A 13,078-nucleotide genomic window follows, 5' to 3' on the forward strand; every position below is an offset into this window, starting at 1 on the left:
CCCGGCTTATGCGGTGAAGGCCAGGGCCACGTTGTGCCCGCCGAAGCCGAAGGAGTCGTTGATCGCCGCCTGCAGCTCCACCTTGCGCGGCTGGCCCGACACGACGTCCAGCGCGATCCGCGGGTCGAGCTGCTCCAGGTTGCGCGTGGCGGGGATGATCCCGTAGTAGATCGACAGGATCGTGAAGATGCTCTCCACCGCGCCCGCGCCGCCGACCAGGTGGCCCAGCGCGGACTTCGGCGCGGTCAGCACCACGTGCTCGCCCAGCGCCTTGCGGATCGCGGCGGCCTCGCCGACGTCGCCGACCACCGTCGAGGTGGCGTGCGCGTTGACGTGCCCGATGTCGGCCGGGGTCAGCCCGGCCATCGCCACCGCGTGCTCGATGGCCCGGATCTGGCCGATGCCCTCGGGGTGGTTGCCGGTGATGTGGTGGGCGTCGGAGGTCATCCCGTAGCCCGCCAGCCGCCCGTACACCCGGGCGCCGCGCGCGGCGGCGTGGTCGGCGCGCTCCAGCACCAGCACGCCTGCGCCCTCGCCGAGCACGAACCCGTCGCGCTCGGTGTCGAACGGGCGCGAGGCCCGGTCCGGCTCGTCGTTGCGGGTCGAGAGCGTGCGCGACTGGGCGAACCCGGCCACGGTGATCGGGTGGATGCACGCCTCGGCCCCGCCGGCGACGACCACGTCGGCGCGGCCGTTCTGGATCATCTGGTAGGCGTTGGCCAGGCCCTCGGCGCCGGAGGCGCAGGCCGAGGCCGGGGAGTGCACGCCAGCGCGGGCGCGCAGCTCGATGCCCACGTGGGCGGCCGGGCCGTTGGGCATCAGCATCGGCACCGTCAGCGGCGAGACCTTGCGCAGCCCCTGCGTCTCCAGGATGTCGTCCTGGTTCAGCAGGGTCAGCGGGCCGCCGATCCCGGTGCCGATGCTGACCCCGAGCCGCTCGGGGTCGACGGGCTCGTGCTCGTCGTCGGGCAGCTCGAAGCCCGCGTCCGCCCAAGCCTCCCGGGCCGCGATCAGCGCGATCTGCTCGCAGCGGTCGAGCCTGCGGGCCTGCACGCGCGGCAGCACCTCGGCGGGGTCGACCGCCAGCGGCGCCGACAGCCGCGCGGGCAGGTCGAAGCGCTCGACCCACTCCGCGTCGTTGGCGCGGATGCCGTTCTCGCCCGCCAGCAGTGCTTCCCAAGTGGCGGACACGGTCCCACCGAGCGGCGTGGTCGCGCCCATTCCGGTGATGACGACGTCAACGTTGCTCATGGGTATTCCTTCGCAAGCGGGAGTGGCCCGGGATTGCCTGGGGGGTGGATCAGACGTGCGCGGAGACGTACTTGACCGCGTCGCCGACCGTCTTGAGGTTGGCCAGCTCGTCGTCGGGGATCTTCACGCCGAACTTGTCCTCGGCCTGGACCGCGATCTCGACCATCGACAGGGAGTCGATGTCCAGGTCGTCCACGAAGGACTTGTCCTCGGTCACGTCGTCGGGCGAAACACCCGCGACCTCTTCGACGATCTCCCCGAGGCCGGCGAGGATCTGCTCGTCGCTGGGCTTCTCCGCCATTGCTGACGTCCTTCCTTGTTGTGCCGACCGGGCCGGTACCGCACCGCCCGGAATACTCGCTATGGGCAGATCACGGCCTGCCCGGCGTAGGACAGGCCCGCGCCGAAGCCGATCAGCAGCGCCACGTCGCCGGGCTTAACCCGGCCTGCGGCGCGCATGTGGTCCATCGCCATCGGGATCGACGCCGATGAGGTGTTGCCCGAGAACACGATGTCGTCGGCGACGACCATGTCCTCGCGGGCGCCCTTGGCCCGCAGGCGCTTGGCGATCGCCTCGACGATGCGCAGGTTCGCCTGGTGCGGGATGAGCACGTCGACGTCGGCGGGCTCCAGGCCCGCCGCCTCCAGCGCCCGCAGCGCGATCGGCGCGATCTGCGTGGTGGCCCACCGGAAGACCGACTGGCCCTCCTGGAAGATCCACCGGTTGTCCCGCATGTAGATCATGTCGACCAGGTCGCCCGCGCTGCCCCAGACCACCGGGCCGATGCCCGGGGTGTCGGCCGGGCCGACCACCGCGGCGCCAGCGCCGTCGGCGAAGATGATCGCGTTGGCCCGGTCGACCGGGTCCACCCAGTCGGTCAGCTTCTCCGCGCCGATCACCAGCACCCGCCGCGACGAGCCCGCGCGGACGAGGTCGGATGCGGTGTTGAGGGCGTAGCAGAAGCCCGCGCACGCGGCGTTGAGGTCGAACGCGCCAGCGGCCTTGACCCCGATCCGGTCGGCGACCTGGGCCGCGCCGTTGGGGATGGGGGTGGGCATGGTGCAGTTGGCCAGGATCACGGTGTCCATGTCGGACGGCGCCAAGCCCGCGTCGGCCAAGGCCTTGGACCCGGCGATGACGGCCATGTCGACCAGCAGCTCGTCCTTGGCGGCGAAGCGGCGCTCCCGGATGCCGACCCGCTCGCGGATCCACTCGTCGGTGGTGTCCATGATCTGCGAGAGGTCGTCGTTGGTGACGACCCGCTCGGGCTGGTGGCTGCCCACGCCCATCAGGCGGGTCGCGGCCGCGCCCTGGGTGATGCGCAGTGCGGTCATGCGGTGGTGCTCCCGATCAGCTCGGCCACCGTGTCGAGGTCGGCGGGGGTCTTGAGGGCCACGGTGGGGACGCCCTTCAGCTCGCGCTTGGCCAGGCCGACGAGCGCTCCCGCTGGCGGGAACTCGACGATCGCCGAGACGCCCGCGTCCCGCATCGCCGCCATGCACAGGTCCCAGCGCACGGGGTTGGTGACCTGCTCGACGAGGCGGGACAGCACGTCGGCCCCGGTGGTGACGACGCCGCCGTCGCGGTTGGACAGCAGCCGGGCAGCCGGGTCGGCCGGGGTGGCCAGCGTCGCGGCGTGGGCGGCCAGCGCCTCTTGGGCGGGGGCCATGTAGCGGGTGTGGAAGGCGCCTGCGACCTTCAGGGTGATCGCCTTGGCGCCCTCCGGCGGCTCGGCGGCCAGCTCCTTGAGCGCCTGCGCCGACCCGGCGGCCACGATCTGGCCCGCCCCGTTGCGGTTGGCGGCGACGAGGTCGAGCTCGGCGAGGCGGGCCAGGATGGCCTCCTCGGTGCCGCGGACCAGCGCGGCCATCCCGGTCGGCTCCAGCTCGCAGGCCGCGGCCATCGCCCGCCCGCGCACCGCGGCCAGGGCGACGGCGTCGCGCTCGGTCAGCGAGCCCGCCATCGCGGCCGCGGCGAACTCGCCGATGGAGTGGCCCGCGTAGACGACGTCCGCGGGCAGCTCGACGCGCTCGCGCAGGGCCGCGTGGGCCAGCAGGGTGGCGGCGACGATCAGCGGCTGGGTGATCGCGGTGTCCTTGATCTCCTCGGCGTCGGCCGTGGTGCCCAGCCGCGCCAGGTCCAGCCCGCTGACCTCGGAGAACTCCGCGAGGCGCGCGGCGGTGCCGGGGAGGTCGAGCCAAGGCGCGAGCATGCCCGGGGTCTGCGAGCCCTGTCCGGGGGCCAGTAGCGCGATCACGGGTCCACTGAACACTGTCGGCGGCCTCCGCGCGCATGTCGTGGCTCACGAAGTCAGCCCGGCTGGATTGTAGGAACCCTCCAAAAGTTACCGGTCGATGAACGCTGTGGGCCTCGGTGCGTTGTTCAGTCTGGTGGGGTGAGCCTGATCACCACAGGCCCCGCGCGCGGGAGAGCCTGCCCACGGCCAGCGCGACCCGCAGCACCAGCGCGTCCCGCGGGTCGGCGGCGTTGCGCCCGGTGAACTCCGCGGCCTTGCGCAGCCGGTACCGCACGGTGTTCGGGTGGACGAAGAGCTGGCGGGCGCAGGTCTCCAGCACCCCGCCGGTGCTCAGGTAGGTCTCGACGGTCTCCAGCAGCGCCCCGCCCGCCTCCTCCAGCGGCCGGGCCACCCGGTCGATGAGCTGCCACTCGGCCTCCGGGTCGCCCGCCAGGGCCCGCTCGGGCAGCAGGTCGGCCGAGCGCACCGGCCGCGGCGCCTCCGGCCAGGCCACCACGGCCCGCAGCCCCGACAGCGCGTCGGCGGCGCTGCGGTGGGCCTCGGCCAGGCTGGCCACGGTCGGCCCCGCCACCACCGGCCCGTCGCCGAACGCGGTGGCCATGCGCCGCAGCACCTCCAGATCCGCGGCGGTGTCGGTGGTGCCCGCGAGGACCACGACGAGCCGGGAGCCCTGGACGCCGAGCAGGGCCGGACGGCCCGCCCGCGCGGCCCGGCTGCGCACCTCGTAGACGACGGTCGGCGGGTCGTCCGACGGCGGGTTGCCGACCAGCACGGTGGCCTCGGCCGCCGGGTCCCAGCCCAGGGCGGCCGCGCGGGAGAGCAGCGACTCTTCGGCGTCCCCGCGGACGATGCCGTCGACCACCAGCGCCTCCAGGCGCGCGTCCCACGCGCCGCGCGCCTCCGCGGCCGAGGCGTAGGACATCGCGGAGGCGAAGGCGACCTCCCGCCCGTAGCGGAGCACGGCCTCGGACAGGACCGCCCGCTCGTCGTCGTCGGCCGCCAGGTCGGGGACCATCTCCTCGAACACCTGCAGCGAGACGCGGACCAGCTCGACGGTCTGGCGGAGGCTGATCCAGCGGGACAGCTCGCGGGGGGCGCCGCGGAAGGTGTCGGTCGTCAGGCGCAGGGCCTCGCGCGGGTCCTTCAGCCACGCGGTGAACCCCGCCACCCCGCTCTGCGCGACCAGCGAGACGCTGGCCCGCTGGTCGGCGGGCATGCGGCCGAACCAGGGGAATTCGCGGTCCATCGCGGTGACGGCGGCGGCGGCCAGCTTGCCGGAGGCGCGCTCGACCGCGGCCAGGGTTTCCGCGGACAGCCTGGGGGTCACGCCGTCCAGAGTCCCACACGTTCGGGCGTGCCCCGCCACCCGCCAACGAGCCCCCCGAACCAGCCGACCCACAGGAACCACACCGGCGTGTGGCTTGCTGCGGGGGTGGTGGGGGACGGCTCGCCTTCGGCGTTGCGCCGAATTAAGAGCGCCCTCGCCGGGCGGGCAGGTCTCCAGGATGGTGGCCGGACTTGCCTGCCATCCCGTCGACCTCCCGGAGGGTTACCACACCCAGGGCGGGGGTGCGGAGCGTGCGTTTTCGCGGTATGGGTCCTGGCGGACCCATACCTGCAAGCTGCGGTTTTGGTGGAGGGCCGCACCCCCGCCCTGGGTGTGGTAAGGCTGCGCCAGGTCGACGGGATGGCAGGCAAGTCCTGCTTCGGGGGGTTCCCGGCTTCTCTAACCCTTGTGGGTGAGTCTTCGGGGTTCGTTGTGAATGGGATGGGGTATCCGGCCTCGCCGTGTTCGCGGACCTCTGTACGGAATCGGCCCTCACGCCGGGTCGGAACCAGCCGCACCGTGGGGGTCTGGGGGCTCGGCCCCCAGATGTAGTTCCGAACCAACTCCAGGCGAAGCGCGAAGCGCGAGCAGGAGTTGCCTAGTTGGGAGGCCGCCCGGCATGTCGGTGCGCTCGATGCCGGGCGGCCATCTCCCCGGTCCCCACCGGTGATTCCACTATGGAGGGCTGCGGGTGGGGTTGCAGGGTGGGATAAGGGAATTCCCCCATTCGTGGGGCTCGTTGCGGTTGCCGGGTGTTGGGCGGGGGGAAAGGATCACACAGGACAGTTGTGTCCATTGGGAGGTCGTGATGGGTGAAGAGCTCCGCCAAGGGCTTGGGGCGGCGTGGTCGATGGTGGCCACGTTCGTGCCGAAGCTGCTGGCTTTCCTGGTCATCCTGTTCATCGGGTGGCTGATCGCGAAGGCGGTGGCCAAGGGGTTGTCGATGCTGATGGGGAAGCTCGGGTTCGGGCGGCTCATGGAGCGGACGGGGATGCACAACCTGACCCGCAACTCCGGCATCGATCCCGGCAACATCATCGTCAAGCTCGTCTACTACTTCATTCTGCTGATCGCCTTGCAGTTGGCGTTCGGGGTGTTCGGGCAGTCGAACCCGGTGAGCCAGCTGCTGAACGAGGTGATCGCGTTCCTGCCGCGCATCCTGGTGGCGATCGTGCTGGTGATCGTGGCGGCCGCGGTGGGCCGGGTCGTGCGGGATCTGGTGACCAGCGCGTTGGGGAATCGGCCCTACGCGCGGGCGATCGGCACCGGGACCTATGTCTTCATCCTGGCGCTGGGCATCATCGCGGCGCTCAACCAGATCAACATCGCCACGACGGTCACGATGCCGGTGCTGATCACCGTGCTGGCGACCGTGGGCGCGATCGCGGCCATCGGGCTCGGCGGCGGGCTGGTCAAGCCCATGCAGGAGCGGTGGGGCGGCTGGCTGGAGCGGGCGCAGGCGCAGATGGGCGGCGGCGCGCCGCAGCCCAGGAGCGAGCACGCGCCGGGGGCGGGGACCGCGCAGACCGCGGTGCGGCAGGGGGCCGCGCCGACCGGCGGGACCTCGGCCGCGGACGCGCCGACGCCGCCGTCGGGGTTCGAGCAGCGGCCGCGCTGAGCGCGCGCGGGGTGCGGAGGGGTGTCGGGCGGGGGCCCGCGCCCCTCCGCCGCGTTCGGGGGGAACATCGACACCAGCACCCGCGACCTGGGGAGGACGCATGCACGTGCTGGTGGATTCCGGCTTCACCGCCTTCGGCCAGACGGTCACCTGGGCCGAGCTGATCGGGCAGGTGTTCGCGCTGGCGGTGGTGTTCCTGGCCGAGCGGCGGACGCTGTGGACGTGGCCGGTGCAGCTGGTGTCGGTGGGGCTGCTGTTCGCCGTCTACGTCAGCGCCCACCTCGGCGGGCTGGCGATCAGGCAGGTGGTGGTCGGGCTGATCGCGGTCTACGGCTGGTGGGCGTGGGTGCGGCGGCGCGATCCGGTGTTCGGGGTCGCGGTGCGGCGGGCGACGCCGGGGGAGCTGGCCGTGGTGGGCGCCTGCTACGCGGCCGGGACGGTCGGGTTCGCGCTGGTGCTGGCCGCGCTGGACGCCTCGTGGGCGCCGTGGCCGGATGCGGCGATCTTCGTCGGGACGGTCGTCGCCTTCGCCATGCAGGCCCGCGGCGTCGTGGAGTTCTGGCTGGTCTGGCTGGTGGTGGACGCGGTCGGGGTGCCGCTGCAGATCGCGTCCGGGCTGTGGTTCAGCGCGGCGGTCTACCTGGTCTTCGCCGGGCTGGTCGTGCACGGGTGGGTGAGCTGGTTCCGCTCGGCGCGGGCCCAGCTCGCCCTGCGGTGAGGGCGAGCCGGGCCCCGACGGCACTAGGCCACGCCCGGGTCCGAGGTCTGCGGACCGGCGGCGGTGACGTCGTCGATGCGGTAGCGGCGGGCCGCCTCCTCGGCCTGGGCGGCGTCGATGTCGCCGCGGCGGGCCAGGGCGGTCAGCACGCCGACGGTGATCGACTCGGCGTCGACCATGAAGTGGCGGCGGGCGGCCGGGCGGGTGTCGGAGAAGCCGAACCCGTCGGTGCCCAGGGTGACCATGTCGGTGGGCACCCACGGCCGGATCAGGTCCGGCACGGCGCTCATCCAGTCCGAGACCGCCACGACCGGGCCGGGCTGCCCGGACAGCGCCGAGGTGACGTAGGGCACGCGCGGCTCGGCGCCCGGGTGCAGCAGGTTGCGGCGCTCGGTGTCCACGCCGTCGCGGCGCAGCTCCGTCCACGACGTCGCCGACCACACGTCGGCCCGCACGCCCCACTCCTCGGCCAGCATCTCCTGGGCCTTGAGCGCCCACGGCAGCGCGACGCCGGAGGCCAGCACCTGCGCGCGCGGCCCGTCGCCCTCGGCCTGCCGGTAGCGGTACAGACCGCGCAGCAGGCCCTCCACGTCCAGGTCCTCCGGCTCGGCGGGCTGGACGTACGGGTCGTTGTAGACCGTCAGGTAGTAGTAGATGTCCTCGGCCTGCTCGCCGTACATGCGGCGCAGGCCGTCCTTGACGATGTGGGCGATCTCGTAGCCCCACGCCGCGTCGTAGGCCACCACGGCCGGGTTGGTCGCGGCCAGCAGCAGCGAGTGCCCGTCGTTGTGCTGCAGTCCCTCGCCGGTCAGCGTCGTGCGGCCCGCGGTGGCGCCGAGCACGAAGCCGCGCGCCATCTGGTCGGCGGCGGCCCACAGGCCGTCGCCGGTGCGCTGGAAGCCGAACATCGAGTAGAAGATGTAGACCGGGATCATCGGCTCGCCGTGCGTGGCGTACGAGGTGCCCGCCGCGGTGAACGACGCCGTCGAGCCCGCCTCGTTGATGCCCTCGTGCAGGATCTGGCCCTGCTCGCTCTCCTTGTAGCTGAGCATGAGCGAGGCGTCGACCGAGGTGTAGAGCTGGCCCTGCGGGTTGTAGATCTTCTGCGTCGGGAACATCGAGTCCATGCCGAACGTGCGCGCCTCGTCCGGGATGATCGGCACCAGGCGCGGGCCGATCTCCGGGTCCTTGGCCAGGTCGCGGACCAGCCGGACGAACGCCATCGTGGTGGCGACCTCCTGCTTGCCCGAGCCGCGGCGCACCACGTCGTAGACCTTGTCCCCGGGCAGCACGAGGGCCTTGGCCTTGCCCCGGCGCTCCGGCAGGTACCCGCCGAGCTGGCGGCGGCGCTCCTGCATGTACTGGATCTCCGGCGCGTCGTTGCCCGGGTGGTAGTACGGCGGCAGGTACGGGTCGTGCTCCAGCTCCGCGTCCTCGATCGGGATGCGCAGGGTGTCGCGGAACAGCTTGAGGTCCTTCAGCGCCATCTTCTTCATCTGGTGCGTGGCGTTGCGGGCCTCGAAGTGCGGGCCGAGGTTGTAGCCCTTGATCGTCTTGGCCAGGATCACCGTCGGCTGGCCCACGTGGTCGACCGCGGCCTGGTAGGCGGCGTAGACCTTGCGGTAGTCGTGGCCGCCGCGCTTGAGGTTCCAGATCTCCTGGTCCGACATCGGCTCGACCAGGGCCTTGGTCCGCGGGTCGCGGCCGAAGAAGTGCTCGCGGACGAAGGCGCCGTCGTTGGCCTTGTAGGTCTGGTAGTCCCCGTCCGGGGTCTGGTTCATCAGGTTGACCAGCGCGCCGTCGCGGTCGGCGTGCAGCAGCGCGTCCCACTCGCGGCCCCAGATGACCTTGATGACGTTCCAGCCCGCGCCGCGGAAGTAGGACTCCAGCTCCTGGATGATCTTGCCGTTGCCGCGCACCGGGCCGTCCAGGCGCTGCAGGTTGCAGTTGATCACGAAGGTGAGGTTGTCGAGCTGCTCGTTGGCCGCGACGTGGATCAGCCCGCGCGACTCCGGCTCGTCCATCTCGCCGTCGCCGAGGAAGGCCCACACGTGCTGCTGGGAGGTGTCCTTGATGCCGCGCGCGTGCAGGTAGCGGTTGAACCGCGCCTGGTAGATCGCGTTCATCGGGCCCAGGCCCATGGAGACGGTCGGGAACTCCCAGAAGTCGGGCATCAGCCGCGGGTGCGGGTAGGAGGGCAGGCCGCCGCCCGGGCCCGCGTGCGAGAGCTCCTGGCGGAACCCGTCGAGCTGGTCGGCGGAGATGCGGCCCTCCAGGAAGGCCCGGGCGTAGATGCCGGGGGAGGCGTGGCCCTGCACGAAGATCTGGTCGCCGCCGCCGGGGTGGTCCTTGCCGCGGAAGAACCAGTTGAAGCCGACCTCGTAGAGCGCGGCCGAGGAGGCGTAGGTCGAGATGTGCCCGCCGACGCCGACGCCGGGGCGCTGCGCGCGGTGCACGGTCATGGCCGCGTTCCAGCGGATCCACGCCCGGTAGCGGCGCTCGACCTCCTCATCGCCGGGGAACCAGGGCTCCTTCTCGGTCGGGATGGTGTTGACGTAGTCCGTGCTGGTGAGCGCGGGCACGCCGACGTGGCTCTCCCGGGCGCGCTCGAGCAGGCGCAGCATCAGGTAGCGGGCGCGCTGCTGGCCCCCCGAGGCGAGCGCGGCGTCGAACGACTCCAGCCACTCCGACGTCTCCTCCGGGTCGATGTCGGGGAGGTACGCCGCGAGGCCGTCGCGGATCACGCGCACGCGCTCGGGGGTTCCCGGGCTGTTCTGGGAGGCCAAGAGGAACTCCAGACTGGGTCGTTGGGACGAGTAACGCGCGCGCGTGTGCGCGCGCGTGTGTGGGGACCACTCTGCCATGTTCCGCTGAATCGAGATTGACGTCATCCTTACTGGTCAGTAGGGGTGCCCGGGGGCAGCGTGGCGTACACCATCGCGGCGTGTCGGGAAGCAGACGGTTGCGCAGGTGGGCACTGTCAGTGTTCGCTATCGCCTAACCGAACAGGCATTACGCTCCTCGGACGGGACTTCAACGGCCCCGGCGGGACGTGCGAGCGGGACTGGAGGAAAGACACCGTGGTGGCCGCGGGAGACGCCGGGTACGCAGGCGTCGCCGACAAATTGGGGATCACAGCCGACGACGTGGTCCAGGAGATCGGCTGGGATGAGGACGTCGACGACGAGATCCGCGCCGCAGTCGAGGAGCGCATCGGCAGCGAGCTGCTCGACGAGGACGCCGACGACGTGGTCGACGTCGTGCTGCTCTGGTGGCGGGAGGGCGACGGCGACCTCGTCGACGCGCTCATGGACGCCATCGGACCCCTCGCCGACAGCGGGGTGATCTGGGTGCTGACCCCCAAGACCGGCCGCCCGGCCCACGTCGAGCCCAGCGAGATCGCCGAGGCGGCGCCGACCGCGGGCCTGTCGCAGACCTCCAGCATCAGCCTGGGCAACGACTGGATCGGCACCCGCCTCGTCTCGCCCAAGTCCGTCAAGACCAAACGCTGAGTCCGGGTCGAACACCCGGGCGGTGTCCCGTCCGGGTGCCCTAGGCTTGGGCGCGGTACCAGGCCCATGAGTATTCGGAGGACTCCGCACGATGGCGATCGAGGTCGGCTCCAAGGCTCCGGACTTCACCCTCAACGACTACAACAAGCAGCCCGTCACGCTGTCGTCGTTCGCGGGCGAGAAGAACGTGCTGCTCGTGTTCTACCCGTTCGCCTTCAGCGGCATCTGCACGGGCGAGCTCTGCCAGGTCCGCGATGAGCTGTCGGACTACTCGGACAAGGACGTCCAGGTCATCGGCGTCTCCGTGGACACCCCGTTCAGCCTCAAGGCGTGGGCCGACCAGCAGGGCTACACCTTCCCCCTGCTCTCGGACTTCTGGCCGCACGGCGAGGTCGCCAAGACCTACGGCGTCTTCCACGAGGACGCGGGCCTGGCCCTCCGCGGCACCTTCCTCATCGACAAGACCGGCACGGTCCGCTACGCCGAGGTCAACGCCCCCGGCGAAGCCCGCGACCAGGCGGCCTGGAAGAAGGCCGTGGCCGAGTTGGCATAAGGTTTGCCGGGTTCCACGGCTTTCCCCGTGGGACCTTGCGGGCGTATAGCTCAGCGGAAGAGCACTCGGCTTACACCCGAGCGGTCGCAGGTTCAAATCCTGCTGCGCCCACCAGTAGCTCTGATTGATCTGCCGCCAGACGCGCGGCGGAGACTCAGGAGATGCGCACCGCGCGCGAAGAGCCGAAGGCAACGCGCTTCTTCGCTTCGCGCAGGAATGACTTTCAGTCCTTGACGACTGAGGGCCGCCCGCCCGTCTCCATAAACTCCACCAACCCCTGCCGCACCGTGGCAATGTCAACTTCAGCATCGGCCTGCACCTCGCTGAGGTTGCCCATGTACACATACTCGACTCGCTTGCTGGGATCGCCGTCGCCCTTGGTGCTGCCGCCATCTGCCACGTGGTACTGGATGAAGCCCTTGCCCTGCCCAAGCCCAACCTCCAGCACCGGCAGCCGCTGACCCTTGATGTTGAGCTGAATCATGGCGCCGCAGCGATGACCTGCGGTTTCTGCGAGCACGCGGTCAACCAAGGCGTTCAGGTCTTCTACCGTCCGCAACACGTACGCCGGTTCGCCTGGACCGTAGTCGTTCTCAGCAGCCTGGTCATACCACGCCTCTAGTTCGACCACTTCTGTCCTCCTGTGAAGGTCTTGCGGTAGTTCGGGCCGTGGACGGTTAGCGTGTAGCCCTCGGGCAAGAGTATCGGCAGCAATTGGTCACAGCCGTAGATGCCTCGGCACGGGACGTTGTTCAGGACGACCTGCGTGTGCGTGGCTTTCGTTCGCCGTGCACGCACAACCGCCTTCATCTCGACATGCGCCGTGGTGGCAGGCTCCCGAGCGGGCGGCATTCCGGCGGCCTGCAGCAACCGCCAGGCTTCAGCCGCATCCTCGTCGTATCCGCTGACGATCGATGTCTCTCCGCCCCTGCCGTCGAACCACTTGCCGTGCGTCTTCTTACCGGTCGGATTGGGCGTCGGTACCTGCGGTGGCAATGTTGCCCGGATGGCGTCGGCTTGGTCGCGGTCGAACTTGGCGGGCGTTGTCGCCGAACTGGTGGGCTTGATGGTCGGGTGGTTGGCCGCGCGATCCTGTGAGGCGACGGTTCGAGCACGCGGCACTGGTTTCGGTGGTGCCTCACCTTCAGCGATGTCCGCCAGGTACTGCTGAATGAGCTGGCGAGCGTGCTCAACCAGCCGGTACACCTGCCCGAGCTGCTGCCGGGCATGGTCGAGCAGAGCGAGCGCTTGCCCGGCTTCCGGGCGTTGGCTGCCTCGGGTGGCAGCGGCCACCAGGCGGTTGGCTTGGTCGATGAGTTCCAATGCCTGAACGGCGGGGGTGACGTCGAGAGCGGCGAACGCTTGCCGCAACTCTGTTGCCGTCTTCTCGATCGACACAGCGCCCCCTGTGCAGCCTGTACGCAGGTCGAAAGTACGACAGCCGTTTCAGCGCCTCAAGCAACCGTCCAACAACTCCACCATCCGGCTCTCATGTCCCTTTCTCGGGCAGTGGCAGAGCCGCTGACACCCACTTCGGTAGCGGCTCGGCGTCGTTGACCCTCGTCGGTGGGTTTGAGGTTCCTAGGTGGTCACCCATGTCGCGCGCAGGTGGAAGCCGTCCTGTTCTGCCTGCTCAGCGGTGAATCGGACATGGTCGCCGCGCAGGAGAACTCGGTAGCCCCCGGCTTCGACTACTCGGTGGCTTGCGGGATCGATGGACGAGAAATGGGCCCACACCGGCTGGTCGAGGTCCGCGGAAGAAATTACGCCCCAACCTTCTTCTTCGTGCCCACTCGGTGATGACACCGGTGTACGTCCTTGCGTCGTCGAAGCTCATTTGC

The 13,078-nt window shown here is 70.6% G+C and carries 13 protein-coding genes and 1 tRNA gene; 6 read left to right on the forward strand and 8 right to left on the reverse strand.

Features of this window, described 5'->3' with window-relative positions; all coding sequences use genetic code 11:
• Positions 1 to 6 precede the first annotated feature (6 nt).
• The 5 genes from ACWEPX_RS14820 to ACWEPX_RS14840 form a co-directional block, all read right to left on the reverse strand.
• Positions 7 to 1,251 carry a beta-ketoacyl-[acyl-carrier-protein] synthase family protein gene (locus tag ACWEPX_RS14820; protein ID WP_451897685.1) on the reverse strand — a complete coding sequence of 415 codons (1,245 nt, stop codon included), beginning with the start codon at positions 1,249 to 1,251 and terminating at the stop codon, positions 7 to 9.
• Between the two features lie 49 nt (positions 1,252 to 1,300).
• The gene (locus tag ACWEPX_RS14825) at positions 1,301 to 1,552 is read right to left on the reverse strand and encodes an acyl carrier protein (protein ID WP_451897686.1); all 252 of its coding nucleotides are present in this window, start codon (positions 1,550 to 1,552) and stop codon (positions 1,301 to 1,303) included.
• 59 nt (positions 1,553 to 1,611) lie between these two features.
• Positions 1,612 to 2,586: a beta-ketoacyl-ACP synthase III gene (locus ACWEPX_RS14830; protein WP_451897687.1), complete on the reverse strand. Its 975-nt coding sequence runs from the start codon at positions 2,584 to 2,586 to the stop codon at positions 1,612 to 1,614.
• Positions 2,583 to 3,509, reverse strand: coding sequence for an ACP S-malonyltransferase (locus tag ACWEPX_RS14835; protein ID WP_451897688.1), 927 nt, complete (start codon positions 3,507 to 3,509; stop codon positions 2,583 to 2,585). The genes ACWEPX_RS14830 and ACWEPX_RS14835 overlap by 4 nt, the downstream gene beginning before the upstream one ends.
• Before the next feature lie 148 nt (positions 3,510 to 3,657).
• The gene (locus tag ACWEPX_RS14840) at positions 3,658 to 4,836 is read right to left on the reverse strand and encodes a PucR family transcriptional regulator (RefSeq protein WP_451897689.1); all 1,179 of its coding nucleotides are present in this window, start codon (positions 4,834 to 4,836) and stop codon (positions 3,658 to 3,660) included.
• An 808-nt stretch (positions 4,837 to 5,644) separates the two neighbouring features.
• Between ACWEPX_RS14840 and ACWEPX_RS14845 the strand changes: the two genes are divergently transcribed.
• Both ACWEPX_RS14845 and ACWEPX_RS14850 read left to right on the forward strand, forming a co-directional pair.
• Positions 5,645 to 6,454 carry a mechanosensitive ion channel family protein gene (locus ACWEPX_RS14845; RefSeq protein WP_451897690.1) on the forward strand — a complete coding sequence of 270 codons (810 nt, stop codon included), beginning with the start codon at positions 5,645 to 5,647 and terminating at the stop codon, positions 6,452 to 6,454.
• Between the two features lie 100 nt (positions 6,455 to 6,554).
• A complete protein-coding gene (locus ACWEPX_RS14850) occupies positions 6,555 to 7,172 on the forward strand; it encodes a nicotinamide mononucleotide transporter family protein (protein ID WP_451897691.1) in 618 nt (205 codons plus the stop codon).
• A gap of 23 nt (positions 7,173 to 7,195) precedes the next feature.
• Here ACWEPX_RS14850 and aceE read toward each other — a convergent pair whose 3' ends face one another.
• Positions 7,196 to 9,958, reverse strand: coding sequence for a pyruvate dehydrogenase (acetyl-transferring), homodimeric type (gene aceE, locus ACWEPX_RS14855; protein ID WP_451897692.1), 2,763 nt, complete (start codon positions 9,956 to 9,958; stop codon positions 7,196 to 7,198).
• Positions 9,959 to 10,252: 294 nt separating this feature from the next.
• On the opposite strand from aceE, the gene ACWEPX_RS14860 reads away from it, so the two are divergent.
• The 3 genes from ACWEPX_RS14860 (at position 10,253) to ACWEPX_RS14870 (ending at position 11,351) form a co-directional block, all read left to right on the forward strand.
• Complete coding sequence (locus ACWEPX_RS14860; RefSeq protein ID WP_451897693.1) at positions 10,253 to 10,684, forward strand: DUF3052 domain-containing protein; 432 nt, start codon at positions 10,253 to 10,255, stop codon at positions 10,682 to 10,684.
• A 91-nt stretch (positions 10,685 to 10,775) separates the two neighbouring features.
• A complete protein-coding gene (locus ACWEPX_RS14865) occupies positions 10,776 to 11,237 on the forward strand; it encodes a peroxiredoxin (protein ID WP_451897694.1) in 462 nt (153 codons plus the stop codon).
• 39 nt (positions 11,238 to 11,276) lie between these two features.
• Positions 11,277 to 11,351 (forward strand) — tRNA-Val (locus ACWEPX_RS14870).
• 109 nt (positions 11,352 to 11,460) lie between these two features.
• On the opposite strand, the gene ACWEPX_RS14875 is transcribed toward ACWEPX_RS14870, so the two are convergent.
• Both ACWEPX_RS14875 and ACWEPX_RS14880 read right to left on the reverse strand, forming a co-directional pair.
• The gene (locus ACWEPX_RS14875) at positions 11,461 to 11,868 is read right to left on the reverse strand and encodes an Imm1 family immunity protein (RefSeq protein WP_451897695.1); all 408 of its coding nucleotides are present in this window, start codon (positions 11,866 to 11,868) and stop codon (positions 11,461 to 11,463) included.
• Positions 11,856 to 12,635 carry a DddA-like double-stranded DNA deaminase toxin gene (locus ACWEPX_RS14880; RefSeq protein WP_451897696.1) on the reverse strand — a complete coding sequence of 260 codons (780 nt, stop codon included), beginning with the start codon at positions 12,633 to 12,635 and terminating at the stop codon, positions 11,856 to 11,858. The genes ACWEPX_RS14875 and ACWEPX_RS14880 overlap by 13 nt, the downstream gene beginning before the upstream one ends.
• 210 nt (positions 12,636 to 12,845) lie before the next feature.
• On the opposite strand from ACWEPX_RS14880, the gene ACWEPX_RS14885 reads away from it, so the two are divergent.
• A complete protein-coding gene (locus ACWEPX_RS14885) occupies positions 12,846 to 13,037 on the forward strand; it encodes a hypothetical protein (protein WP_451897697.1) in 192 nt (63 codons plus the stop codon).
• Positions 13,038 to 13,078 lie beyond the last annotated feature (41 nt).

It is taken from the genome of Actinokineospora sp. NPDC004072, assembly GCF_053604195.1.

Bases quoted from the DNA above. Each gene is read 5' to 3' on its own strand.
- ACWEPX_RS14830 (WP_451897687.1), bottom strand. From the start codon at position 2,586: ATGACCGCACTGCGCATCACCCAGGGCGCGGCCGCGACCCGCCTGATG.
- ACWEPX_RS14820 (WP_451897685.1), bottom strand. From the start codon at position 1,251: ATGAGCAACGTTGACGTCGTCATCACCGGAATGGGCGCGACCACGCCG.
- ACWEPX_RS14825 (WP_451897686.1), bottom strand. From the start codon at position 1,552: ATGGCGGAGAAGCCCAGCGACGAGCAGATCCTCGCCGGCCTCGGGGAG.
- ACWEPX_RS14850 (WP_451897691.1), top strand. From the start codon at position 6,555: ATGCACGTGCTGGTGGATTCCGGCTTCACCGCCTTCGGCCAGACGGTC.
- ACWEPX_RS14845 (WP_451897690.1), top strand. From the start codon at position 5,645: ATGGGTGAAGAGCTCCGCCAAGGGCTTGGGGCGGCGTGGTCGATGGTG.
- ACWEPX_RS14865 (WP_451897694.1), top strand. From the start codon at position 10,776: ATGGCGATCGAGGTCGGCTCCAAGGCTCCGGACTTCACCCTCAACGAC.